The 23648-nt window shown below is 67.7% G+C and carries 21 protein-coding genes; 11 read left to right on the plus strand and 10 right to left on the minus strand.

Annotation, left to right across the window (positions count from 1 at the left end; genetic code table 11):
- The first annotated feature begins 101 nt into the window (after window positions 1-101).
- From EV653_RS33570 to EV653_RS33585, 4 genes are all read left to right on the plus strand, one after another.
- A complete protein-coding gene (locus EV653_RS33570; protein WP_134108948.1) occupies window positions 102-566 on the plus strand; it encodes a hypothetical protein in 465 nt (154 codons plus the stop codon).
- A gap of 99 nt (window positions 567-665) precedes the next feature.
- Window positions 666-1790 carry a COG1470 family protein gene (locus tag EV653_RS33575; RefSeq protein WP_134108950.1) on the plus strand — a complete coding sequence of 375 codons (1125 nt, stop codon included), beginning with the start codon at window positions 666-668 and terminating at the stop codon, window positions 1788-1790.
- A complete protein-coding gene (locus tag EV653_RS33580; RefSeq protein WP_134108952.1) occupies window positions 1787-2848 on the plus strand; it encodes a hypothetical protein in 1062 nt (353 codons plus the stop codon). Before EV653_RS33575 ends, EV653_RS33580 begins: the two co-directional genes overlap by 4 nt.
- Window positions 2848-3933 carry a hypothetical protein gene (locus EV653_RS33585; RefSeq protein WP_134108954.1) on the plus strand — a complete coding sequence of 362 codons (1086 nt, stop codon included), beginning with the start codon at window positions 2848-2850 and terminating at the stop codon, window positions 3931-3933. Before EV653_RS33580 ends, EV653_RS33585 begins: the two co-directional genes overlap by 1 nt.
- Here the strand turns inward: EV653_RS33585 and EV653_RS33590 are convergent.
- The 3 genes from EV653_RS33590 to EV653_RS33600 all read right to left on the minus strand — a co-directional run bounded on the left by EV653_RS33590 (window position 3930) and on the right by EV653_RS33600 (window position 8633).
- Window positions 3930-4787: a phosphotransferase family protein gene (locus tag EV653_RS33590; RefSeq protein WP_134108955.1), complete on the minus strand. Its 858-nt coding sequence runs from the start codon at window positions 4785-4787 to the stop codon at window positions 3930-3932. The genes EV653_RS33585 and EV653_RS33590 overlap by 4 nt on opposite strands.
- Window positions 4787-6076 (minus strand): aspartate--tRNA(Asn) ligase, encoded by a 1290-nt coding sequence (gene aspS, locus EV653_RS33595; RefSeq protein ID WP_134108957.1) that lies wholly within the window; start codon window positions 6074-6076, stop codon window positions 4787-4789. The genes EV653_RS33590 and aspS overlap by 1 nt, the downstream gene beginning before the upstream one ends.
- Window positions 6077-6350: 274 nt before the next feature.
- Window positions 6351-8633: a sigma-70 family RNA polymerase sigma factor gene (locus EV653_RS33600; protein ID WP_134108959.1), complete on the minus strand. Its 2283-nt coding sequence runs from the start codon at window positions 8631-8633 to the stop codon at window positions 6351-6353.
- A gap of 280 nt (window positions 8634-8913) precedes the next feature.
- Between EV653_RS33600 and EV653_RS33605 the strand changes: the two genes are divergently transcribed.
- The gene (locus tag EV653_RS33605) at window positions 8914-9747 is read left to right on the plus strand and encodes a hypothetical protein (protein ID WP_134108961.1); all 834 of its coding nucleotides are present in this window, start codon (window positions 8914-8916) and stop codon (window positions 9745-9747) included.
- A gap of 116 nt (window positions 9748-9863) precedes the next feature.
- Here the strand turns inward: EV653_RS33605 and EV653_RS33610 are convergent, their stop codons facing one another.
- The 3 genes from EV653_RS33610 to EV653_RS33620 all read right to left on the minus strand — a co-directional run bounded on the left by EV653_RS33610 (window position 9864) and on the right by EV653_RS33620 (window position 12620).
- Window positions 9864-11606: an MFS transporter gene (locus EV653_RS33610; protein ID WP_238160601.1), complete on the minus strand. Its 1743-nt coding sequence runs from the start codon at window positions 11604-11606 to the stop codon at window positions 9864-9866.
- A 77-nt stretch (window positions 11607-11683) separates the two neighbouring features.
- Window positions 11684-12163, minus strand: a complete 480-nt coding sequence (locus EV653_RS33615; RefSeq protein ID WP_134108963.1) for a universal stress protein — start codon at window positions 12161-12163, stop codon at window positions 11684-11686.
- Window positions 12164-12167: 4 nt separating this feature from the next.
- Entirely contained in the window at window positions 12168-12620 is a 453-nt protein-coding gene (locus EV653_RS33620; protein WP_238160602.1) for a MarR family winged helix-turn-helix transcriptional regulator, read from the minus strand.
- A gap of 79 nt (window positions 12621-12699) precedes the next feature.
- Between EV653_RS33620 and EV653_RS33625 the strand changes: the two genes are divergently transcribed.
- The 4 genes from EV653_RS33625 to rsrA all read left to right on the plus strand — a co-directional run bounded on the left by EV653_RS33625 (window position 12700) and on the right by rsrA (window position 15257).
- Entirely contained in the window at window positions 12700-13500 is an 801-nt protein-coding gene (locus EV653_RS33625) for an SOS response-associated peptidase (RefSeq protein ID WP_134108965.1), read from the plus strand.
- A 66-nt stretch (window positions 13501-13566) separates the two neighbouring features.
- Window positions 13567-14208, plus strand: coding sequence for an alpha/beta hydrolase family protein (locus tag EV653_RS33630; protein WP_134108967.1), 642 nt, complete (start codon window positions 13567-13569; stop codon window positions 14206-14208).
- A gap of 111 nt (window positions 14209-14319) precedes the next feature.
- Window positions 14320-14982 carry a sigma-70 family RNA polymerase sigma factor gene (locus EV653_RS33635; RefSeq protein WP_134108969.1) on the plus strand — a complete coding sequence of 221 codons (663 nt, stop codon included), beginning with the start codon at window positions 14320-14322 and terminating at the stop codon, window positions 14980-14982.
- Window positions 14979-15257, plus strand: a complete 279-nt coding sequence (rsrA, locus tag EV653_RS33640) for a mycothiol system anti-sigma-R factor (RefSeq protein WP_134108971.1) — start codon at window positions 14979-14981, stop codon at window positions 15255-15257. The genes EV653_RS33635 and rsrA overlap by 4 nt, the downstream gene beginning before the upstream one ends.
- 5 nt (window positions 15258-15262) lie before the next feature.
- Here rsrA and EV653_RS33645 read toward each other — a convergent pair whose 3' ends face one another.
- Window positions 15263-17752 carry an NB-ARC domain-containing protein gene (locus EV653_RS33645; protein WP_134108972.1) on the minus strand — a complete coding sequence of 830 codons (2490 nt, stop codon included), beginning with the start codon at window positions 17750-17752 and terminating at the stop codon, window positions 15263-15265.
- Window positions 17753-18021: 269 nt separating this feature from the next.
- The gene (locus EV653_RS42785) at window positions 18022-18096 is read right to left on the minus strand and encodes a 50S ribosomal protein bL37 (RefSeq protein ID WP_369759046.1); all 75 of its coding nucleotides are present in this window, start codon (window positions 18094-18096) and stop codon (window positions 18022-18024) included.
- Window positions 18097-18659: 563 nt separating this feature from the next.
- Between EV653_RS42785 and EV653_RS33650 the strand changes: the two genes are divergently transcribed.
- Together EV653_RS33650 and EV653_RS33655 are read left to right on the plus strand one after the other, a co-directional pair.
- On the plus strand, window positions 18660-19997 hold the full coding sequence (locus EV653_RS33650) for an HD-GYP domain-containing protein (protein ID WP_238160603.1): 1338 nt from the start codon (window positions 18660-18662) through the stop codon (window positions 19995-19997).
- The gene (locus tag EV653_RS33655; protein ID WP_134108976.1) at window positions 19994-21271 is read left to right on the plus strand and encodes an HD-GYP domain-containing protein; all 1278 of its coding nucleotides are present in this window, start codon (window positions 19994-19996) and stop codon (window positions 21269-21271) included. Before EV653_RS33650 ends, EV653_RS33655 begins: the two co-directional genes overlap by 4 nt.
- Here EV653_RS33655 and EV653_RS33660 read toward each other — a convergent pair.
- A complete protein-coding gene (locus EV653_RS33660) occupies window positions 21233-21871 on the minus strand; it encodes a DUF5317 domain-containing protein (RefSeq protein ID WP_238160604.1) in 639 nt (212 codons plus the stop codon). The two genes, EV653_RS33655 and EV653_RS33660, sit on opposite strands and share 39 nt — an antisense overlap.
- Window positions 21872-22005: 134 nt before the next feature.
- Entirely contained in the window at window positions 22006-23595 is a 1590-nt protein-coding gene (gene mctP / locus EV653_RS33665; protein WP_134109455.1) for a monocarboxylate uptake permease MctP, read from the minus strand.
- Window positions 23596-23648 lie beyond the last annotated feature (53 nt).

A 23648-nucleotide genomic window follows, 5' to 3' on the forward strand; every position in this document is an offset into this window, starting at 1 on the left:
CCGACAAAGACTGACCGATCGGCCGACAGAATGTCCGTGCCGGTGCTGACAGCATTCCTCGGGAGACGGCCCGATCCGGGCCGGGGGGAAGGGAAACCGCAATGCACCGCAAGAAGAAGATCATCATCGCCGCCGCAGCCACCCTTGTGATCGGCGCCGGCTCGGCGTTCGCCTACTGGAGCACGACCGGCTCCGGCAGCGGCTCCGCGACCACGTCCGCCGGCGCCAGCAACCTGGCGATCGCGCAGACCAGCACGATCGCGAACATGTACCCCGGCGACAGCGCGCAGACCATCAGCGGCACCGTCACGAACAACGCGTCGAACAGCGCGTACGTCAACTCCGTCACGGTGAGCATCGCCAGTGTGACCCAGGCGTCGGGCGCCGGCGGCACCTGCGACGCCTCGGACTACACGCTGGCGAGCCCGACGATGTCCGTCGCCGCCGACGTCGCGGCGGGCGGCTCGGCGAACTTCACCGGCGCGACGATCAAGTTCAACAACAAGGCCTCCAACCAGGACGGCTGCAAGGGCGCGACGGTCAACCTGTCGTACGCCAGCAACTAGTTCGCCGCCGCGGTTTCCCAGGCCTGGGCGGGGCGCCCCCTCGACCCAGCGCCCCGTCCAGGCCGGGACCGCACGAACTCCGGGGGGAGTGAGCAGTAGATGCGAGGCACGCGCAGCGGCCCGTTCCGGGTGATCAGGTTCCTGGTCGCCGGACTGTGTCTCCTGCTTGCCATGGCCGGTCTGTCGTACGCGGCCCAGCCGGCCAAGCCCGGCATCAGTTTGGGTGTCACCCCGGCCGGCCAGTCGGTGACCCGAGGCCAGACAGCGACGTACACCGCCAGTGTGACGTCGACCGGCGGGTTCACCGGGGCCGTCTCGTTCGAGGCCACCGGCGGACCGGGCAGCGGGTCGGCCTCCTTCAGTCCGTCCTCGGTGACCCTGAGCTCCGGCCGTACGGCGACCACGACGCTGAGCGTGCGGACCTCGTCCACCACGCCGACCGGATCGGTCACGCTGACCGTTCAAGGACGTGGCGCGAAGGTGAGTGCGACCGTCACTGCCGGCCTGGTCGTGAACGCTCCGATCGCCAGCTCGCTGTCGATGACCGCAACCCCTGCGTCGATCACCCAGTCGCCCGGCGCTACTGCGGTGTTCGCCGTACAGCTGAACCGGACAAACCTTCCGGGACCTGTCACCCTGGCGGTCATCGGGGTCTTGCCTCTCGGCGCGAAGGCCACCTACACACCCGATCCGGTGACGGGGAACAGTTCGGCCCTGCAGATCACCACTCCGGCGACTGCTGCTGACGGCAACTACTCGCTCTATCTCACCGCGATCGGCAAGGACCCGGCAGGAGTGCTGCGATTCGCGAACGTCACTGTGACGCTCGTCGTACAGCGCAACGGCAAGGACTTCGCGATCAGCGGCAACCTGTCCGGTCAGTTGGCGCCCGGAGTCTCGCGACCTCTCGATCTGATGCTGACGAACCCGAACAAGAAACCCATCTCCGTGACGAACCTGACCGTCGCGCTGACCTCGGTCACGCGGACGCAGTACGCCGTAGCTCACAACCTCCCGTGCGGGCCGGCCGACTACAGGATCACGCAGTACGCCGGAACGTATCCGCTGACCGTGCCCGGCGACGCGAGTGCCGCACTCTCGGGACTGCACGTACCGCAGTCGGCCTGGCCGCAAGTGGCCATGCTCAACACCGCGTCGAACCAGGACGGCTGCAAGGGCGCGACACTCAAGCTCACGTACTCAGGCAGCGGGAGCGGATCATGACTCGCCGCCTGTTCCTCGTCCTCGGCGTCGTCGTCCTCGTGATGACCGGCGGCCAGGTCGCCTGGGGATTCTGGACCGGAGCCGGCACCGGCTCGGGCTCCGCATCGACCGGGACGCTGGCCCTACCGGCGCCAGTGACGGCCTCGGCCCCACCAGGTGGTCAAACAGTCAGCGTCAGCTGGACAGCTTCGGCACGGGCCACCGGCTACGTCGTGACTCGAGTGCGCACCAGCGACGGTGTGACCGCGGCAGCGTGCAGTACGACGACTGCCACGTCCTGCGCCGACCTGAACGTCACCGACGGCACGTACCACTACCTCGTCACTGCGCTCTCCGGCAGCTGGACCGCGACTGCGTCGAGTGCGGACGTGGTCGTGCATAACGCGCGGCCGGTGGTCACCGTCAACCAGGCCACTGGGCAGGCCGACCCGGTCGCGACGTCACCAGTCAACTTCACCGTGGTCTTCAGTGAGGCTGTGGGCGACTTCACCAGTGCGGACGTCTCCGTCGTACCGGCCACCGCGACGGTCCTGGTGTCCGGCAGTGGTACGACGTACAACGTCGCTGTCAGCGGATTGACCAGCAGCGCGGTCAGCGTCTCGATTGCGGCGGACACAGCGCATGACTCGGGCGGTGCCGGCAATACGGCGTCGACGAGCACGGACAACACGGTGACGTACGACGCGACCGCACCGACGGCCCCGGCACCCACGGTCGCAGCAGCTCTGACCTTCGGGAGCTTTGTCGGCAACACGGCGGTGACGCTGTCCGACGCGGCCACCGACGACTTCTCCGGCGTCCGCTCGGTCACCTACTACCGCTGCATCGGCTCCACCGGTAGCTGCACGGCGGCGAACTGGACTGCCCTCGGATCGTCCACCTCTGCAGGCTTCTCGCTGACGAAGAACGCCCCCTTCGCCGCCGACGGTGGCTATCGGGTCGTAGCCGTCGCAACCGATGCCGCCGGCAACGTCAGTGCACCGAGCGCGGCGACGGCCATCACCGTGGACACGACCCCACCGACCGTCAGCCGCCCAGCAGTGAACGGACACTCCTGATGAGCCTCAAACGCATCTGCCTGGCCGCACTCCTTGCGTTGCTCGTCGGCGCCGGCATCCTCACCGGCCCGGCGGCCTTCGCAGCCAACGGAGTAAGCAACGTCACCTTCAACGGCTCGTCCCTGGTGGGTGGAGCGACAGCCGCCTGGACGATCGGATTCACCACCAGCAACGGCGCCGGTGGCGCGCTCGGCCCCGGCAGCACGATCGTGGTCACCTTCAACACCAGCTTCGCTGAGCCGTCCAGCCCGGCCGTGACCCTCGGCACGGGGTTCACCGGGTGTACGGCGACGGCGTCAACCGCAAGCAGCACCGACGTTGTCACGGTGACCCTCGCCGGCTCGAGCTGCGCACTTCCGAAGAGCACCGCCGCCGCTCTCACGATCGCCGGGATCACCAACGCGCCGGTCGGCACGTATCCGGCGAGCACCTTCACGGTGTCCACGTCCAGCGACACCAACGTGGTGTCGTCGGGCGCCGCGATCACCCTGACAGCAGGCGCGGCAAGCAAGCTCGCCTTCGTCCAGGGACCGGCCAGTGGATTCGCAGGTACGGCGTTGTCGCCGGCGATCACCGTCCAGGTCCAGGACCAATCCGGCAACCCGGTCAGTGGATCCGGTCGGACCGTCACGCTGACGCCTTCGGCGGGAGTGATCGATGCCGGTGCCTCCGCGAGCACCGACAGCAGTGGACGAGCCACGTTCAGCGGCGTGACGATCAACACGGCCGCACTCGGCCTGACCCTCACCGCATCCGCCTCCGGTCTCACCACGACCGGCCCGTCGGCGGTGTTCAACGTCACCGTCGCGGTCAGCAGCGGCGCGACGCTCACCGACACCACGTCCGACGACTCCGGCTCCGGAGTGAAGTCAGTGGCGTACTTCTTCTGTGCCGGATACTCCGGGGCCTGCACGAGCGCCAACTGGACGGCTATCGGTTCGTCGACCAACGCAGCCACCAACTACCTGGTCAGCTGGACGTCGCAACCGGCCGGCGGCGCATACCGGGTCGTTGCCGTCAGCACCGACAACGTGACGAACGCGAGCCAGCCGAGTAGCAGCACCCCGGTCACGGTCGGAAGTTAGCCCTCGAGCAACTCCAGCATCCGTCGGGCGCCGTGCTCGATCAGTTCGGCCGATCCCACCCGGTCATGGACGAACTCGGCAATGCTCACGTACGCCGCCCCGGCGCACAGCGCGACCGTTGCCCGGCCGGCGGCGCGCAGCGCTGCTTCCACGAACAGCTCGTCGACACCGGGTGCCGCGCCGTCCCGCGCCGCCGATGTTGCGAGCGAGATCAGGTCGTACGCGCGGGAGCCCGCGCCGGCCGCCTCGATGTCGACGATGCCGGTGATCCGCCCGTCCTCGACGATCAGGTTTCCGAGGTTCAGATCGCCGTGGACGAAGTCGTTGTCCGGCAGCACCTCGTCGCGGTACGGCCGGCACAGCAACTCGTAGCGGCGGAGCAGCTCGTCCGTCTCACCGCCGTACTTGCTGACGCGTTCCCAGATGCCGTCCCAGCCCTCCAGAACCACGCCGCGGGACCACGACGACCAGCTGATCCCCGGCTCCGGCACCAGATCGCGCTGCAGCTCGCACACGGCGATCAGCTCGCGGGCAAGTGCCTGGTCGACCACCGAGTAGTCGCGGACCGGCGTACCGGACACGAACTCCTGCAGCTGGTACGGCGACCCCGCGGCCGTCGTACCCACAGTCAACCAGGCGGGCGTCGGATAGCCGACCGCACGGGCGCGACGGACGAGCTCGGCCGCCCGCCGTACCCGCGCTGCCCAGCCGGGGTCGTCGGTCCATTTGAGGACGACCCCGCCGGTCAGCTCGAACGCGCCCGACTGGAACCCACCGGTCAGTTGCCGGACCAACCGATAATCGGTGCCTAGGGCAACATTCAGCTCGGCGACAACCGACTCGGTGGTATCCATCAGGGCGTGAGGCGGTGCAGGTCGCGGGGGAACAGCGTGACCTCACGGACGTTCTCCGCGCCGGTCAACCGCGCGACGAACCGCTCCAGCCCGATCGCGAACCCGCCGTGCGGAGGCATCCCGTGCTTGAACGCCTGCAGATACGAGCTGTACGCCGGGGCGTCCGCCGACTCGCCACGTGCCTCGAGAGCCGCGACGTAGGCGGAGTACCGGTGCAGACGCTGGCCACCGGTGACCAGCTCGACCCCGCGGAACAGCAGGTCGAACGAGTTCGACCACCGCGGGTCCGACGGCTGCGGATGCGTGTAGAACGGCCGCTTCACCATCGGGTAGCCCTCGACCGCGACGAACTCGCTGCCGTGCTCGCGCCGCGCCCACTCGCCGATCGCACGCTCGTCGGCCGGTGCCAGGTCCGGCTCGTCCGGGTCCGCGCCGGCGATCTTCAGCGCCTCGCTGAAGTGCACCACCGGTACGTCGACCGGGATCTCGGGCAACGCAACGCCCAGCCTCTCCAACGCGCCCGCTGCCCGCTCACCCACTGCTTCAAGCATTCCGGCAACCGCCGAGCGCAGCATGACCAGCACGTCCCGGTGGTCGCTGATGAAGCCGAACTCGGCGTCGAGCGACACGTACTCCGCGAGGTGCCGGACCGTGTCGTGCGGCTCGGCCCGGAACACCGGACCGACCTCGAAGACCCGCTCGAACACCCCGACCATCTGCTGCTTGTAGAACTGCGGCGACTGCGCGAGGTACGCCGGTCCGCCGAAGTAGTCCAAGGCGAACACGTTCGCGCCGGACTCGGTCGCCGTACCGACGATCTTCGGCGTCTGGATCTCCGTGAAGTCCTGACCGCTCAACGCCTCGCGGAACCCGTGCATGGCGGCCGCCGCGATCTCCCACCCGGCCCGGACGACCGGATGCCGGAGCGCGACCGGTGCGTTGTCCAGTACGACGGGAAGCCCCGCGCCGACCGTCGGCCGCCAGAGCTCGATCGGCGGCGTCGCGGCCGGTTCGGTCAACGGCTCGATCACCGGGTCGACGATCTCCGCGCCGCCGGGAGCCTGCGGGTTGGCGGCGACCGTACCGGTCACCTGAACGACCGTCTCTTCACCCAGCTCGTCCAACTGCGCCTGTACGTCAGGTGCCTTCACGACGATCTGGGCCAGGCCGGACCGGTCGCGCAGGATCAGGAAACTGACGGCTGCGAGCCGTCGTCTTCGGTGCACCCAGCCGGCCACCGTGACGGACTGGCCTACTGCTGAGGGGATCTCATGGCTGAGAATGCGCATTGCTGTTTCACCTCCAGGTCTGTCTCGAACCCCGGAGGTGTGGGCGAAGGGGAATCTCGCGGTGCCACCACACCTTCACCGGATCCCTGGATGTCGCAGCGATCCGGCCTCTTGCACAACATCCGCTCGGGAGTGTCTTCGCCACCGCTCCACGTGCCGCCTTCACAGCTACCGGCGACTCTCTCGGACGTGGTGTACGGCGCTACTCGGTTCCGTCAGCGCGAACAAACCCAGAATAAGGGATCGAGCAACCCCATTTCACCAGCAGCACTGTTCACCGACGGGACGACGTCGGCGGGATCTGGACGCTGTCGGTGTCCTCGCGGCCGCCGAGCCGGGCGTGCACGGTGATCGCGTTGTTGGACCCGGTGCCGGGCAGCCAGGCGTTCCACTCCGAGTTGAGCGGCTTCTTGTAGTTGTTCGTCCAGCAGGTCGCGCGCCGGATGTCGCTGGTCCGGTCACACGTCCACCCGGGACTCCAGACCGGCAGCAGCGTGAGGTTCTTGCCCCAGGAGATGTCCAGGGTCACCTTCCGCCCGGTGGCGCCGTTGACCTGCAGGAACCGGTTGTAGACGAACGGGTTCGGGTCGGTCTGCGGCGTCGGGGTCAGGATCTGCAGCAGCGACTCGTCCTGCTGGACCTCCGGCAGGACCTCCGAGTCGGTGTCGCTGACCAGGTCCGCGGTCGCGGCGACGGTGAATGTCCGCGCCGCGGTCGACGAGTCATCGGGTACGTCGAAGTTCGCCGGCAGCGCTGCGGGACGGTCCGGGTTCAGCGCCGTACACGTCCTGGTCGACGACGAGCACTTCCAGCCGGCCGGGTTGGCGGCGATCGGCCACTCGAGCTCGGAGCCGTAGCTGAGCTTCAGTGTCACCTTGGTCCGATCGGTGCGTGGGGCAACGGTGATGATCCGGTGGTGGACGTCGGGGTCCGCCTTGCCGTCGAGGATCTTCAGCAGGTTCTCGTCGGTGCTCGGCTGGGCCTGCACGGTCGCCGAGTCGTCGTCGTACAGCCGGCCGGTCTTGGCCGAGACGGTGAACGTACGGTCCGGGGCCGTGCCACCGGTCGGGGCGTCGAAGGTCACCGGCAGCGGCGACGGCGCGGCCGGGTTGCTCGCCGTACACGTGCCGGCCGTCGGGTTGCACGTCCAGCCCGGCGGGTTGCCGGTGAGGGGCCATTCCAGCTCGGCGCCGTACTTCAGGCCGATCACCACCGGGTTCGCGTTCGCGGCCGGGGTCTTGATCGTGATCACGAACCGGATCCCGTTGGCAGCGCCCGCGGTCTCCCGGTAGGCCGGGCTACCGCCGCCGCCCGGCATGCTGATCGTCACCAGCGCCTCGTCGAGCACCGGAGTGGTCGGCGTCGGCTTTGTGGGCGTCGGAGTCGGCGTCGTCGGGACCGGTGTGGTCGCCGTCGGCGTGGGAGTCTGGCCGGGTTGCGTCGGGGCCGTCGTGGGCGCGGTCGTCGGGGCAGTGGTCGGAGCCGTTGTGGGGTTGGACGCCGGCGGCTTGGTCGACGGGGGTTTCACCGACGGCGGCACGACCGGCGGGACCGTCGGCTTCTGTCCAGGTGGCTGTGTCGGCTGCTGTGTCGGCGGCTTCTCGATCGCCGCCTGAGGCTTGTCGTTGGCGGTCAGTGCCATTGCGGCGAGTACGGCGGCGATCGCGACGACCACCACAGCACCGGCGCCGACTGCGGTGCGGGTGCTGTTCTCGGTGGCCTTCTTCCAACCGGTGACGAAGAAGCCGACCAGTCCGACCTTCGCACCGGACGTGGCGGCCAGGTAGCCGAGGCCCGCGGTGCCCAGCAGGGCCGGGGCGAGCAGCGCCGGCAGAGCGCTGTTGACCTCGACGAGCTCGAGGTACACGGCGGTGCACTTCGCGCAGTCGTCCAGGTGCTCGCGGACGTTCCGGTTCTCGCGCTTGGTCAGGCCGCCACGGACGTAGGCGCCGAGGCGCTCGGTCGTCCAACGGCAACGGTCGCCGGCGACGTCGGCGAGGTGCTGCTGCAGGTACGCCTGGCGTAGACCTTCACGGGCCCGATAGGCCAGCGCGGACACGCCATTCGCGGTCAGGCCGAGCAGGGGAGCGATGGCGGCCGGCTTCTCGCCCTCGACCTCGGTGTGCCAGAGAACGGCCTGCCAGCGCTCGGGCAGGCTGGCGAACGCCTTCGCCGCCGCGCCGCTCTCGAAGCCGGTGACAGTCGGGTCGTCGAACGTCTCCGGCTCACGCTCGTACGACGCGATGTCGTCGGTGGACTGCACCTTCTTGCCAGAGCGGATCCGGTCGACGTGCACCCGCCGTACCGTCGTCAGGAGGTAGGCGCGGAACGAGATGTCCGGTCCGCCGCCGGCCCGGAGCGCGTCGAGGACCTTGGCGAAGGCGTCGCTGGCCAGGTCGTCGGCGTCGTTGGCCGGGACGAGCTGCCGGGCCATCCGCTCGGCGGCGTGGTGATGCCGCGCGTAGAGCTCGCCGTACGCCTCCAGGTCGCCGTTGCGGACGCGCGCGATCAGTTCGGCGTCGCCGGCAACGTCCGGCCGGCCTGGCGGCGTGTCCATCGATCTCCCCGTGGGTTCTGACTGTCTGTTCGGCAACGTGACGGTCCGTCACTTTGTTGCCGGAGACAAGGCTCCCACGAGAGACGGGCTGTGCGCACTATTTGGTGCACCCTTCCTGACGCGGAACCGTGCTCCTTCTCTGACGAGATGCTCCGCCGGAAGTTACGCGAAAAAACTTCTGCGAATCCGCGTCATGAACCGCTCACGAGTCTGTCTCTTCGGCGTACGACGCTTCCGGCCGGCCGGTCGGGAGACTGACGGGGCTGTTTCGAGGAGGGCCATGTCGCTGTTCGCGGATCTCCGCAGACGCTTCGACCTGCGTCCGGCCAAGTCCCTGAACCTGGCGGGGTCGCCCGCCCGGACCCGGCCGGAAGCGTCGTCCAAAGACACGGGGGACTTCACGGGGGTGGAACCGTGCGGAAGGAGGGAGCCGCACGGCACAGACGGCACCGACCACAGCGCCTACCTCGCAATCGCGGAGGCGCTGACGGACGGAGCCGATGTCGTGCCTGCATCGGACGAGGTCGGACGTCAGTTGGCGACCGACGGAGTCTCGCTGGTGGAGGCACTTGATGGGCTGAGTGCGTTGTACCGCTCGATCGCCGGGGGCGAGCCGGCTTTCGATGCGGTACGCGCACTCAGTTCCAGCTGGGCCGAGGCCTCGCTGGTCTACCTGCACGCGCTGTCCTGCGAGGACCCGCTGACCGGGCTGTCCAGCCTGGCGCACCTGCGGTCCCGCCTGGGAGAGCTTTACCGAGAGGCGGAGTTCCGTGGAACTTCCGTACCGCAAACCCATGCACTGGTGGTTGTCGAGCCGCTCAATCCCGCGGGTACGTCGCCGTTCGACCGCGAGCTCCGGCTCGTCGACGTCGCGGAATGCCTGCGGATCGTCTTCTGCGGCGGTGACGTACTGGGTCGCGTCGGCTCACGCCGCGCGGCGGCGCTCGTCGGCCGCGAGCCGAACCTGCCGGAGCAGGTCGCGACGGTACGAGCCCTGATCACCCAGTGGCGGCTGGACACCGACGTACCCCAGCTCGCCCGGATCTGGATCGAAGGCCTGCCCAGCACCGACGAGATGGCCGGGAGGTTGCTCGACGAGCTCGCCAGACCCTGAGACCTGCGTCCGGGCGCCAACAGGGGGGCGACCGGGCGCATCAGTCCGACGGTGGATCGCCTAACACGGGGTGGGCGATCCACCGTCGCTTGCCCGCGCCTACTCCGGTACTGCGTTCATTCGGGTACTGCAGCCGTCGCCGGCTGGGCCACCGCTTCCGGCTCCACGTAGATGTAGCGCGGGCCGCGGAACAACGAGGCACAGGCTGCGATCAGGGACATGGCGATGGCTATGGAGAAGACGATGACCAGGCCGTGGTGGAAGGGTTGTGAGATCAGCTGGGGGAAGTAGGCCTTGCTGGTCAGGGTGCTTACGTCGGCGCCCTTGACGGCTGAGGTGGGGAGGGCGCTGAGCGCCGTGCCGATCGGGTTGTAGCCGAGGAAGGCGGCGAAGAGGCTGCCGACCGGCGGTTGGTTGCCGATGGCCACTGCTGCGGCCTGCGAGACGCCATGGGACCGCAGGCCCTCGGTCAGCGTGCGGGGCAGGGTCTGTGCGAGGCCGATGATCATCAGCGTGAAGAAGACGCCGATCGACAGCGACGTACCCGAGTTGAGGAACGTGCCGATCATGCCCGACGCGGATCCCCGCCGGTTGGCCGGAACGCTGCTCATGATCGCGCTGGTGTTCGGCGCGGAGAACAGTCCGGAGCCGACACCGTTCAGCACCAGCAGACCGGCGAAGGCCCAGTAGCTGAAGTCGGTGGGTAGCAGCATGAAGCCGAGGAAGCTGAGTGCCACGAGCAACAACCCGAGGGTGGACAAGGTGCGGGCGCCGAGCCGGTCGGAGAAGTAGCCCGACAGCGGACCCGCGAGCAGGAACGCCATCGTCAGCGGCAGTAGATAGATGCCGGCCCACAACGGCGTACTGGAGAAGCTGTAGCCGTGTAGGGGAAGCCAGATGCCCTGCAACCAGATGATCAGGATGAATTGCAGGCCGCCGCGGCTGATCGACGCCAACAGGCCGGCCAGGTTGCCCGCGGAGAACGCCTTGATCCGGAACAGCGACATGTCGAACATCGGATCGACCGTGTTCGCCTCGACCAGGCAGAACGCGATCAGCAGGGCGACGCCGCCGATCAGCCCGCCCAGCACCCACGGACTGGTCCAGCCCATGTTGTGCCCGCCGTACGGCTGGATGCCGTAGGTGATCGCCACCAGGATCGCCGTCACGCTGACCGCGAACAGCCCGTTGCCCCACCAGTCGATCTTCGCCGCCGATCGGGTGCTGGTCTCGCGCAGGCTGCGGTACGACCAGACCGTGCCGAGCACACCGAACGGGACCGACACGAAGAACACCAACCGCCAGTCGACCGGCGCCAGCACGCCGCCGACGATCAGCCCGATGAACGAGCCGCCGATCGCGGCGACCTGGTTGATGCCGAGCGCGAAGCCCCGGCGGTCGACCGGGAACGCGTCGGTCAGGATCGCCGTCGAGTTGGCGAACAGCATGGCGGCGCCGACGCCCTGGACGATGCGCCACAGGATCAGCCAGAGCGCGCCGCTGCTCTGCGTCAGCGGGTCGAACACCAACGCGATCGACCCGATCGTGAACACCGCGAAGCCGAGGTTGTAGATCTTCACCCGGCCGTAGATGTCGCCGAGTCTGCCCAGCGTCACCACGAGCACCGCCGTGACGACCAGGAAGCCCATCAGCATCCAGAGCAGATAACTGACGTTGCCGGGACGGAGCGGATCGAGCTTGATGCCGCGGAAGATGTCCGGCAGCGAGATGATCACGATCGACGAGTTGATGGTTGCCATCAGCACCCCGAGCGTCGTGTTGGACAGCGCCACCCACTTGTAGTGAGGGTGATCCTTCTCGACCGCGAACCGGGACGCCGGCCTGTTGCCTGCACTCACAAGGCACTTCCCCACGGGATAGATTTCGTTAGCAAAACTAACTGTATCTCGCTACCGGAGGTGGCCCTCCGGCCCCGTCAGGGCACCACCACGACGACCGGTGCGTCCTTGCGGCAGGTGAGCCGGTGGCCGAGCGAGCCGGTCAGGCGGTGCCATCGTTTGGCCGACCGGCCGACCACGATGAGGTGGGCGTCGACGGTGCGCGCAATCTCGGTGAGGGTGCCGATCGCGTCGCCGTACTCGCTGACGAAGCTCATCGGTACGCCGGCATCGCCGGCCCGGCGTACCGCGTCGGCCTTGATCTCGTCGGCGAGCTCCTGCCTGCTGCTCGCGGCTGCGCCGTACGCATATGGCGCGGCGAGGATCGCGGTCGGTTCGGCGTACGGCATGACGTAGACCGCGACGAGGTGGCCGTGGGTGCGGACGGCTTCTCCGGCCGCCCAGGCGAACGCGTCCCAACTGGTGGCCGACCCGTCGATCCCGACCACGATGGCCGGTGTTCCGGGGGCCTTTTCCTGGCGGAGCCGGATGCGCCGCTCTTCGGCGTCGTAGTTCATCTGGTCACCTCTTCGGCAACGGGGTACGGCTGTCCTGACTTTCGCCGGCGAGCTCCATCAGGCGGAGGAGTGCGGGCAGGGCCGCGGTGAGCGTCTCGGTGTCCCGGTCGTCGAGCTTGCCGATCAGCTCGGTCAGTGCCGACGCCCCCGCTGCGCGGATCGCCCGGAGCTGCCGGCTCCCAGCCTCGGTGACGGCGACCAGGACCACGCGGGCATCGCCGGGGTAGCGCCGGCGTTCGGCGAGGCCGAGGTCCGTCAGCTGCTTCACGAGCGCCGTCATCGACGGCTGCGTGACCTCCTCGCTGACGGCCAGGTCGGTCAGGCGCCGCGGGCCGGTGCGCTCCAGGGTCGACAGCACGGAGATGGCGGTCAGGCTCAGGGTGCGGTCCCGGCGCCTGATCGCCACGGCGGCGAGCCCGAACAGGGCCTCGCCCACGGCGTCGTTGCCTGTGGTCATGCGATAAGTATAGGCCCGTCTATATAGATCTGGTGATGAAACGCGGGTTTTTGTCGCCGTCGATCACTAGGCTGCTGGTATGTGCGGTAGATACGCGTCCGGCCGGGCCCCGTCCGATCTCGTCGAGGAGTTCGAGATCGAGGCGGGTAACGTGCGCGAGTCCGTCGAGGAGCTCGGCGAGAACTACAACGTCGCGCCGACCAACCAGGTGGTCGCGGTGGTCGAGCGGAAGAACCGCGAGGTCCCCGACGAGACGATCCGGAAGCTGACCACGGTCAAGTGGGGGCTGGTGCCGTCCTGGGCCAAGGACACCTCGATCGGGAACCGGCTGATCAACGCCCGGATGGAGACGGTCGCGGAGAAGCCGGCGTTCAAGAAGGCGTTCCAGACCAGGCGCTGCATCCTGCCCGCGGACGGGTACTACGAGTGGTACACCGCCGAGGAGAAGGTCAACGGCAAACCGGTCAAGCAGCCGTACTTCATCCATCCGCCGGACGGCAGCATCCTCTCGATGGCCGGGCTGTACGAGATCTGGCGCGACAAGTCGGTCGAGGACCCGGACTCCGACGACGCGTGGTTGTGGACCTGCACGGTCCTGACCACCTCGGCGACCGATGACCTCGGCCGGATCCACGACCGGATGCCGCTCCTCGTCGAGCGCGAGCGGTACGACGCGTGGCTCGATCCGCTGTCGTCCGACCCCGACGAGCTGCTCGACCTCCTGGTCCCCGCGGCACCCGGCCGGCTCGAGGCGTACGCCGTGTCGAAGGCGGTCAGCTCGGTGAAGAACAACGGCCGCCATCTGCTCGATCCGCTGCCGCCGGACGGTGTGGACCCGCTGGACAAACCACAGGCGCCCGAGGAAACCACGCTGTTCTGAGCTGTTCTCGGCTGTTCTGGGCAGTTCTGGGTTTCCTGTCCACCGAATCCGGTCGCTGATGACAGGATGGGGCGGGTGACCGACGAACGCATTGTGGGGACGCCGCACGGGGAGGCCCGGATCGTCGCGTACCGGGCCCGTCGGCCGGTGGCGACGTTGGCTCTCGGTCATGGCGCCGGGGCCGGGATCGAGTCGGGTGACCTGGCCGCGCTGGCCGGCCGGCTGCCGAAACAGGACATGAACGTGTTCCTGATCGAGCAGCCCTGGCGCCGCGCCGGCCGCAAGCTCGCGCCGGCGCCGAAGGTGCTCGACGAGGCCTGGATCGCGATCATCGGGCAGTTGCGGGTGCGTACGCCGCTGGTGATCGGCGGCCGGAGCGCCGGCGCCCGGGTGGCCTGCCGTACTGCGAGCAGCCTGGGGGCGTCCGGCGTACTCGCGATGTCTTTCCCGCTGCACGCGCCGGGGAAGCCGGAGAAGTCGCGGGTCGACGAGCTCCACCAGGCCGGGCTGCCGACGCTGGTCGTCCAGGGGGAGCGGGATCCGTTCGGTACGCCGGAGGAGTTCCCGCCGCTGACCGAGATGGCTGTCGTGCCGGACGCGGACCATGCGTTCAAGGTGCCGAAGCGGGCGGAGCTGGATCAGCAGGAGACGTACGACCTGCTGGTCGAAGCCGTGTTCGAGTGGGTCACCCGCGAGGTGTCCGGATAACGGTCGGCGCTCGGGAATGACCCCGCGACCGGGCGCGTTGTGACGAACATGATGGCGACGAGAGTGGCTCCGGAGCGGAGTACTGGGAAGTCACCGGTATTCTCGATCACGATGCCGACTCCCACCACGACCGAGACACCCGAGCAGCGCACCGCGCGGTTCGAACGCGAAGCGCTGCCGTTCCTCGACCAGATGTACGCCGCGGCGATGCGGATGACCCGTAATCCGTCCGACGCCGAGGACCTGGTGCAGGACACCTTCGCGAAGGCCTACAGCTCGTTCCACCAGTTCACGCCGGGTACCAACCTGAAGGCGTGGCTGTACCGGATCCTGACCAATACCTTCATCAACGGTTACCGGAAGCGCCAGCGTCAGCCGACGCAGTCGCCGACCGAGGAGATCGAGGACTGGCAGCTCACCGCTGCCGAGTCGCACACTCCCGGCGGGCTGAAGTCGGCCGAGGCGGTCGCTCTCGAGCACCTGCCCGATTCCGACGTCAAGTCGGCCCTGCAGTCGATCCCGGAGGACTTCCGGCTGGCTGTGTACCTGGCCGATGTCGAGGGCTTTGCCTACAAGGAAATCGCCGAGATCATGGGCACACCGGTCGGCACCGTCATGTCGCGGTTGCACCGCGGCCGGCGCCAGCTGCGTGACCTGCTGGGTGATTACGCACGGGATCGCGGCTTGATCCCGCCCCCGGCCGACAGTGTGGACGAGAGTACGGACGCGACCGCGGCGAGCACCGACGCGGACGCGGAGAAGGAGGAGTCGTGAGCTGCGGCGAGCACCACGACGTCGACTGCGGAGAGATCCTGCAGCGGGTCTACGTCTTCATCGACAACGAACTCGAGGACGCCAGTTCCGACCAGATCCGGCAGCACCTCGAAGAGTGCGCCCCCTGCCTGGACGAATACGACCTGGAACGCTGCGTCAAGAAACTGGTCCACCGCTCCTGCGGCTCCGACCACGCCCCCGACGCCCTCCGCCAGAAAATCCTCCTCCGCCTAACCCAAATCCAGGTAGAAACCACCATCACCACCACGGACTGACCTTGTCAGAGGGAATGGGCCGTGAAGGTATAGGTGAAGGGCCTCCCGGATTCCAGCTCCGCCAGGAGCGCCCGCGCATCGGCGGCCTGAACCGCTGAAGTCCCGTTCAGGATGGCAATGGCTCGGCGCAGGTTGTCGATAGCCACTCGCCGCTTGCCGTCGGCAGCATCAATTCTGGCGAGTTCCAGGTAAAGACGTCCTTCGCGAATTGCGTCCCGGCGGCGTCGTGCCAATTGCAGTCCGGCCCCGACATGACCGCGGGCCTGCTCGTAGTCGCCCATGGATGCAGTGGCGAGGGCGAGGAGATGGTGCGCCTCGGACTGGGCGATCAGGTCCCCGAGCAAGCCGGAGATCCGCAGGCTCTCGGTAACGGTCAGTGCGGCGTCCTCGAATCGGCCGACCCTCAGATGGGAGAGCGCTGCGTTGATGTAGCGCTTGGAAGCCGAGCGTGTGTCGCCGGTCTGCTCGGCCAGCGCCACGGCATCAGCGAACGCCTGATCCGCGCTGACGTAGTCACCCTTGTGGTCGTACAGTCCACCGACGGCCGTGAGAGAGACACCCTCGAGCGTGGTGTCCTTGATCAGTCGGCTGAGCCGGAGGGCTTCCTCCGCGTATTCCAAGGCTTCGTCGAGCCGGCCGAGCAATCCGACCAGATAAGCGAGCGACGAGCAGCATCGGGCCTCACCGAGGAGATCGCCGATCTTGCGGAACATCGCCAGCGCGGTGGTGATCTTGTCGACCGCGGTGGTGACGTCACCGTTCTCCGCCTCCGGTATCGCGCTGTCGTGCTGGAGCCAGGCTGTCGCCGCGTCGAGCCGCCGGTGCTGCGTGGCGACGAGCGCACCCTCACCGAGCTCGCTCATCTCGTTCCAGCGGCGCCGGGCCTCGTGGTAACCGAACATCGCCAGCGCAAGCTCCGGAATGAGCACAGTCCCGGACAAAGGCGTCTGCTTCGCCTGCCGGAACCGGTCCATCAGGTTGCGCAGTTCGTCGTCGAGCCAGCGCAACGACTCCTCGTCGTCGCGGAATACCGGAAGGTGGTCGTCGTGAATCGTGGCCAAGGGCAACCTAGGACTGCCTGGATGGGTGATCGCCTGGCAGGCCCAGGCGGCGGCGATGTAGAAACGAAGCACCCTGGCCAGACCTTCATCGCGTTCAGCCGAGGTCAAGGTCTGCTCGGCGAGCTCGCGGGCGTAGGCACGGATGAGGTCGTGGAAACGGTAGCGGTCGGGCGCGACCGACTCGAGCAGACTGACATCGACGAGGCGTTCGAGGATCGTGCCGGTACGGCGTACCGGGAGGTTGAGCAGCCGGGCGGCGACCGCCGTCAGCAGGTCGGCCCCGTCCGGAATGCTCAACAACGGGAGGGCTTGCGCGGCCTCGCGATCCAGGTCCCGATCGCTGGTCTCGAGGAAATGCACAGAGCTCGCGATGCTGGCCCGTACGCCGGTCTCGTCGGAGCCCAGACTGTCGAGCCGGCGGCCCTCGTCCTTGAGCAGGTCGACGAAATGCCGGATCGGCCAGGTCGGCCGGGTCGCCAGCCGGCCACCGATCAGCCGGATCGCGAGCGGCAGCCGGCCGGAGTACTTGGCGAGCGTCTCCGTCGCTTCCGGCTCGGCGGCAACGCGGTCCTGTCCGATGACGCCGCTGATGAGCTCCACGGCCTCCGACTCCGACAACGCGTCGAGACGGATCTGCCGTGCTCCCGGCAGGTTCACCAGTGAGCCACGGCTGGTGATGATCGCCGCCGCGCCCGCGCTACCGGGAAGCAGCGGGAGGATCTGCGCGACATCTGTGGCGTTGTCGAGCAGCAGCAGAACCCGTCGGCCGGCGAGCTGGGACCGCAACAGGGCAGCGGCTTCGTCGACATCCTCGGGAATCGAATCACCGGCCAAACCGACCGAGCGCAACAGTTGCCGCTGCGCATCGGCCGTTGTCATCGGCGCACCGGGACCGTAGCCGCGCAGATTGAGATAGAGATTTCCGTCGGGGTAGCTGTCGGCCAACTTGTGCGCGGCTTGGACTGCCAGCGTGGTCTTGCCGATTCCGCCCATCCCGGTGACCGTGACGATCGCCACCGCTGGGCGTCCGGCGCCCTCCGGGCTGCGGAGCACCGAGAGGATAGCGTCGATCTGGGCTGCTCGGCCGGTGAAGTCCGGGGCGGCCGGAGGTAGTTGCCACGGTGTCGGGACGGCCTCTGTCGCCGGATCGGACGGGGTACTGGGTGGCCGGGGATGGGCGCCCTTGCCGCGGGCAACAGCCAGGAACTGGTCTGCCTCGGCCGGTGTGAGATCAAGCGCTTTGCTGAGTCCGCGGATGGTGTCCATGCGGGGACGGCTGCGGGTGCCGCGTTCGAGGACGCTGATCGCCTGTTCGCTGAGGCCCGCCTTCTCGGCAAGGGCTGCCTGCGTCAGGCCGGCCCGGGTGCGGAAGGTGCGCAGCAGTTCGCTCAGCGTCAGCGCCGACGGCTCGGACAGCGCGGTCACCTCCCTCACTCTTCGGATCCGCTGGGGATACGGTCAGTACCGGAAACCTCCGGAGCCAACTCTAAGCGGATCCGCCGACGAGCGGTCGCCGTTATCCACAGCGTTGCCAGACGAGGGAGCCAATTACCCAACGATCGTTTGAAAGATCGCAATCAGTATGCGGGCAGAGACTCTCCGAATACAGGACCTCTGACAAAAGTGGTCTGCTGTAAAGCTGTGACCAAATCGCAAAGACCCCGGATTTCTCCGAGGTCCTCGCTGTCTGTAGCCGCCTGGGATCAGGCGTTCGGGCGCTTGCCGTGGTTCGCGCCCTTCTTCTTGCGTGCGCGACGCTTGCGGCCGGTCTTACCCATTTCTAAGCCTCCTTGAAACAACTGCAAAGAGTCACAGTCTCTCATATGGCGCCGTCGGCTTCGCGCTCGGCGGCGGGTCACGGTTGGGCTTACAGTGTTTCGCGGCGCCCCTGCCGAAGCAAAATGATCAAGAGTCAGCGTTGTGCTGTCTGCCCCCCTGTGCTCCGCCGTCGGCTGGGCACAAGACTGCGACCGCTGATGGGAGGTGACGTAAGATGCTGGCCGACCAGTGGGAGTGGTGACTGCAATATTCCATTCGTTGCCGTCGTCGTGCGGGTCACCTGGTCCCCGACAGCGGCCGATTCAGGTTTCGGGCTTCAGTGGCGGCGTCGTGCCGGCCCCACCAAGCCTGCGTCCGACCTCACAGCGGCGCCGCTGAGTTATGCGGCAGTCCAGTGACTGCGCACCGGACCTACCTAGCAGTGTGTTGTCCTCGGTCGGTTCTTGACGTTACGATACGGCGTCGCGGCTGTCATCACCGTACCTGAGTGCTATCAGCTCAGAACGAACCCCCGGCCGGAGTGCTGCACTGACGTGCGCGGTTGCGAGGTAACTTGATGCGTATGCGGATGCTCCGCCTGTTCGTCGGCGCGATCGTGCTGGCTGCTGTCGTAGTGTTTGCCGTGTCGTCGACATTCGTCTCCGATTACGGCCGCGTGTTGTTGCTGTGCGCATACATGCTCGTCGGCGGCTCGCTGCGGTCCCGGCTGGACCAGCAGAACCGGACGTCCCTCGACACAGTCATTCTTGTTGCTGTGTACCCGCTGGCCGGCCCGGCCGCCGCGGTGGTTGTGTCCGCGGCCAACTCATTGGTTCAGCGGCGTGGTATTCCGCTGATGAAACGCGCCTTCAACGGTGCCCAGTTCGTGCTGTCCGCGGCCGTCGGTGGCCTGGTGTACGACCTGGCCGGCGGTCCTGTCGGGGCTCCGATTCTGGAGTCTCCCCAGCGAATGGTCCTGGCGGGAACCCTGGCCTGCCTGGCGACCTTGGTTGTCAACGCGCTGCTGATGTCGACTGTCCTGCTGCTCGATCAGGGGGTCTCGCCGCTGAAATCGATGCGGTACGCGGCGGCACCGACGCTTCTGCCGCTGCTCGGCTATGGCTGCCTGGGTCTGCTGCTCGCCGTGGTCTGGATCGGTGGCATGGGATTCGCGGCCGGACTGCTGATTCTCGTGCCGCTGGTGGTCGCGCGCTGGGCACTGTCGCAGTACGAGGCCGAGAAACAAGCGCAGGCAGCCACAATGCGCGCATTCATCGAGGTGGTGGAGGCGAAGGATCTGTATACCCGCGGACACTCCGAGCGGGTGAGTGCAGGCGTCGGTTTGCTGGGCAAGCATCTGCAGTTGAGCGCCGATCGGCAGACCGCGCTCCAGCATGCTGGTCTGTTGCACGACGTCGGCAAGGTCGGCGTGCCGACCAGCATCATCCGGAAGCCGGGCAGGCTCGACGACAGCGAGATGAACGCGATCCGGCTGCACCCGGCCCGCGGCGTCGAGCTCATCGGGAACATCCCGTTCCTCGAAGAGGTCAAGTCCGCGGTCCTGCACCATCACGAGAAGTACGACGGGACCGGGTACCCGGCCGGACTCAGCCGCGAGAACATTCCGTACTTCGCCCGGATCATCGGGATCGTCGACGCGTTCGACTGCCTGACGTCGACGAGGTCGTACCGTCCGGCCCGCAGTGTCGACGAGACCCTCGCGATTCTCGTCCAGGACAAGACGACGCATTTCGATCCGGAGTTGGTCGATGCGTTCGTCGAGGTCATCCGATCCCAAGGCTGGAAGGCCGCGGCGGCCGATCAGCCGGCGCCTGACGGCAGCGTTCAGGCCATCGACCACGATGATCTCAGCTTGGGAAGCAGCGGTGGCGCCTCCGGTTCGGCGGCCGGACCGGTATGAGCCAATCCAGCGAGCTCGACGAATCACGTCGTCTCGGCAGCGGGATCGTGCTCGCCGCGGCTGGTTGCGCCATCGGATTGGTCGCGGTGTTTCTCACCGCCCGCCGCGGAGTCACGGAGTGGCCGTTCGCCGCCGTTTTCGGGCTCCTGATCGCAGTCGGCGAGACGGTTCAGTTCCGGGTCGACGGCACGCGCAACCGTGCGCCTATCGCAACGAGCGCCGCACTCGGGTACGTCATGTTGCGCGGTCCTGCGCTACACGCTCCACCCGAGGTGGCGCAGATCGTGGCGGTCACCGGGCTGGCGACGCTCGCCGGCGTGTTTCCCCGCGCGATAGCCGGCCTCCCGTGGGATCTGGTGATCTCGAGTCGAAGGGTGCTGTCGGTCGCCTGTGCGGCGATCACATTCGTCCTGATCACACCGGAAGACTTTGCCTGGAACGGCTCGTGGACACACGCGATTGCGTTGACCGGTGCGATGCTGCTGGGTGTCCTGTCCGCCGGAGTTGTTGATGCCCTGGTCGGGGCGGGTCAGGACACGGAGAAGTTCAACCGTCCGTTCCCCTCGGCACTTCGCGACGAGCTCGTGGTGATGACCCGGATTGGCCTGGCGATGGGTATCAGCGGGATGCTGCTGGCTGCCGGCACGTCGCTGATCGGACTGTGGGCCGTGCCCCTGGTCGTCGTACCGTTGTTGCTGACGCAGTTCGCGTTTCGGCGGTTTGCCTCGGCGCAGCGCACCTATCGGGCGACGGTGCGGTCGATGGCTCGGAGTACGGAAATTGCCGGGTTCAGCAGTCCCGGGCAGAATGCGCGGACGGCGAGGCTTGCGGTTGCTATCGGCAATGATCTCGGGTTGACGCCGGCCAGGATGGAGGCGTTGGAGTATGCGGCGTTGCTGTCCGGGGTGGGGCAGTTGGCGCTGGCGGATCCAAGTCCGGGTGGGGCTTCGTTGCTGCGGACGCGGGAGGAGCGGCAGCGGGCGGCGGAGATCGGGGCTTCGGTGATCGAGCGGTCGGGGGTGCTGGATCATGTGGCCGAGATCGTCAGGCACTCCAACGATCCGTACCGGCAGGGGCGGGCCAACAACGCCGACATCCCGGTCGAGAGCGGGATCGTGAATGTTGCGCTGGCCTACGAGCAGCTGGTGGGGGAAGGGTCGGGGCAGTCGCCGGACAAGGCGATGGAGTCGGTCGGGTTGGGCATCGGCGCGGAGTACGACCCGGTCGTGGTCGAGTCACTCCGGCGCGTGATCGGTCGCGGCTTCCGCTTCTGAGCAGGCCTCGGGCGACAGCCTGAGCAGCGTGGGGGTTCCGGCGCAGGGTTCCAGTTCGTCCCAGACCGGGGCGGTTGTCGCGCGCACCCGGCCTGAGGCGCCCATTCCGGCGTACAGCAGGAGACCGGCGCCGGCGGCGATCAGTACGTCGCCCGGGCTGACGGCCTGACCGAGCCCGGGAAGGGCGACTGGTACGACGTCCCCGAGCCACCGCAAGCGCGTCGCGGCGTCGGACAACTCGTGCCGCGGATCGGTGACGACAGCAGAGCCCACGCCCGCGCGCGAAAGCGCCGCGAGGGACACCGGCATGGCGCCGTTCAACGCGACCACGAGCGCGTTGCTGAAGAACCCCAGCGCCAGCAGGCCGACGCCGGGATGGCGGACATTGAGCCGGAGGAAGACCGCGATGCAGACCGCTGAGCCGATCAGCCCGACCGGGTAGACCGTGCCCCCGAAGGCCGAGCCGAGCAGTTGCCCGATCGCGGCCGCGGCCAGCCAGTGCACACCGGTCAACGTGTTGTTCGCGAGCCGTCCGAAACCGCCGCCGGTCGCGAGCGCCGCCCCGGCAGCGAGCACCATGACGAGGAGGACCAGCAGCACGTGTGCGATTCTGCCGAACCTGCGGCCCGAAACCGGGCAAGCTGACCCCGCAGCGTGTCGACTTAACTTCAAGAAGTGACGGTGCCGCATAACGGTGACGGCGGCCCCGAAGGACCGCCGTCACCCGGACTGCTTCAGGACTTGGCGGTTGCGGCTCCGCCGTCGTCGAGGATCTCCGGCAGGTCCTTCACACCCGGGTCGCCGCGGTCGGCGAGGTAGTCCGTCGGGTGCGTGGTGTCCTGACCGTCCGGCACCTTCAGGGCCCGGAACAGGACCGTCAGCACGATCACGACAAGCACGTTCAGCACGAACGCGGTCAGCGCGATGTACGCCGGTGTGTTGGTGAACGGGATGTTCGCCAGCGATCCGCCGAAGTGCTTCTTGGTCGCCGGGTTCACCACGTTGTACGCCGACACCGTGCCGAACACCATCGCCACGGCCCAGCCGGTCAGCAACGCATACCGGTGGAACCAGCGTGTGTACAGACCGACCACGATCGCCGGGAACGTCTGCAGGATCCAGATACCGCCCAGGAGTTGCAGGTTCAGCGCGATCGTCTTGTCCATCGCGAGCACGAACACCAGCGCGCCGACCTTCACCAGCAGCGACGCCAGCTTGGAGACCTTGGCCTCCTCGGCCGGTGACGCCGACGGCTTGATGAACGCGCGGTAGATGTTGCGGGTGAACAGGTTCGCCGCCGCGATCGACATGATCGCCGCCGGCACCAGCGCACCGACCGCGATCGCCGCGAACGCGATCCCGGCGAACCAGGACGGGAACTCCTGGTCGAACAGCCGCGGGATCGCCAGCTGCGGGTTGGCCAGCCCGTCCAGCCCCTTCACGTTCACGTTCGCCTTGATCGCCATGAAGCCGAGCAGGGCGAGCAGCCCCAGCAGCAGCGAGTACGCCGGGAGGATCGCCGCGTTCCGGCGTACGACGTTGCGGGTCTTCGTCGACAGCACCGCCGTCACCGAGTGCGGGTACATGAACAGCGCCATCGCGGACCCCAGGGCCAGCGTCCAGTAGGACACGTAGCCCGCGTTGCCGGGGATGAACGATCCGGTCGGCTTGCCCGTCACCGGGTTCGGCTTGGCCATCTTCTCCTTGGCCGCACCGAAGATCGAGTCCCAGCCGCCGAGCACGTGCGGCAGGTAGAAGATCGCGACCAGGATCACCACGTAGATCAGGAAGTCCTTGACGAACGCGATCATCGCCGGCGCCCGCAGCCCGGAGGAGTACGTGTACGCCGCGAGTACGGCGAACGCGATCAGCAGCGGGAGGTCCTTGGCGAGCGTGTTGTTGCCGCCGAGCCCCATCGTCTCGAAGACCGCCTGCATGCCGACCAGCTGCAGCGCGATGTACGGCATCAGCGCGAGGATGCCGGTGACTGCGACCGCCAGCGAGAGCGCCTTACTGCCGTACCTGCCGCTGACGAAGTCGGCCGGGGTCACGTACCCGTTCCGGTGCGAGACCGACCACAACCGGGCCATGAAGATGAACACGATCGGATACGCGACGATCGTGTACGGAACGGCGAAGAAGCCGCTGATCGCACCGGTCGCGTACATCGCGGCGGGCACCGCGATGAACGTGTACGCCGTGTACAGGTCGCCGCCGAGCAGGAACCAGGTGACGAACGTACCGAAGTTGCGGCCGCCCAGACCCCACTCGTCGAGGTTGTCGAGATGACCGGCGCTCCGCCAGCGGGACGCCATGAAGCCCATCACGGTCACAGCGCCGAAGATGACGATGACGATGATCAGCTGCACCCAGTCGA

It is taken from the genome of Kribbella pratensis (assembly GCF_004365355.1).
Lineage (GTDB): Bacteria > Actinomycetota > Actinomycetes > Propionibacteriales > Kribbellaceae > Kribbella.

Bases quoted from the DNA above. Each gene is read 5' to 3' on its own strand.
- EV653_RS33590 (WP_134108955.1), bottom strand. From the start codon at position 4,787: ATGGATACCACCGAGTCGGTTGTCGCCGAGCTGAATGTTGCCCTAGGC.
- EV653_RS33600 (WP_134108959.1), bottom strand. From the start codon at position 8,633: ATGGACACGCCGCCAGGCCGGCCGGACGTTGCCGGCGACGCCGAACTG.
- EV653_RS33605 (WP_134108961.1), top strand. From the start codon at position 8,914: ATGTCGCTGTTCGCGGATCTCCGCAGACGCTTCGACCTGCGTCCGGCC.
- mctP (WP_134109455.1), bottom strand. From the start codon at position 23,595: ATGGGCTTCATGGCGTCCCGCTGGCGGAGCGCCGGTCATCTCGACAAC.
- EV653_RS33570 (WP_134108948.1), top strand. From the start codon at position 102: ATGCACCGCAAGAAGAAGATCATCATCGCCGCCGCAGCCACCCTTGTG.
- EV653_RS33575 (WP_134108950.1), top strand. From the start codon at position 666: ATGCGAGGCACGCGCAGCGGCCCGTTCCGGGTGATCAGGTTCCTGGTC.
- EV653_RS33625 (WP_134108965.1), top strand. From the start codon at position 12,700: ATGTGCGGTAGATACGCGTCCGGCCGGGCCCCGTCCGATCTCGTCGAG.
- EV653_RS33620 (WP_238160602.1), bottom strand. From the start codon at position 12,620: ATGACCACAGGCAACGACGCCGTGGGCGAGGCCCTGTTCGGGCTCGCC.
- EV653_RS33630 (WP_134108967.1), top strand. From the start codon at position 13,567: ATGGGGCGGGTGACCGACGAACGCATTGTGGGGACGCCGCACGGGGAG.
- aspS (WP_134108957.1), bottom strand. From the start codon at position 6,076: ATGCGCATTCTCAGCCATGAGATCCCCTCAGCAGTAGGCCAGTCCGTC.
- EV653_RS33635 (WP_134108969.1), top strand. From the start codon at position 14,320: ATGCCGACTCCCACCACGACCGAGACACCCGAGCAGCGCACCGCGCGG.
- EV653_RS33650 (WP_238160603.1), top strand. From the start codon at position 18,660: ATGCGGATGCTCCGCCTGTTCGTCGGCGCGATCGTGCTGGCTGCTGTC.
- EV653_RS33655 (WP_134108976.1), top strand. From the start codon at position 19,994: ATGAGCCAATCCAGCGAGCTCGACGAATCACGTCGTCTCGGCAGCGGG.
- EV653_RS33615 (WP_134108963.1), bottom strand. From the start codon at position 12,163: ATGAACTACGACGCCGAAGAGCGGCGCATCCGGCTCCGCCAGGAAAAG.
- EV653_RS33585 (WP_134108954.1), top strand. From the start codon at position 2,848: ATGAGCCTCAAACGCATCTGCCTGGCCGCACTCCTTGCGTTGCTCGTC.
- EV653_RS33580 (WP_134108952.1), top strand. From the start codon at position 1,787: ATGACTCGCCGCCTGTTCCTCGTCCTCGGCGTCGTCGTCCTCGTGATG.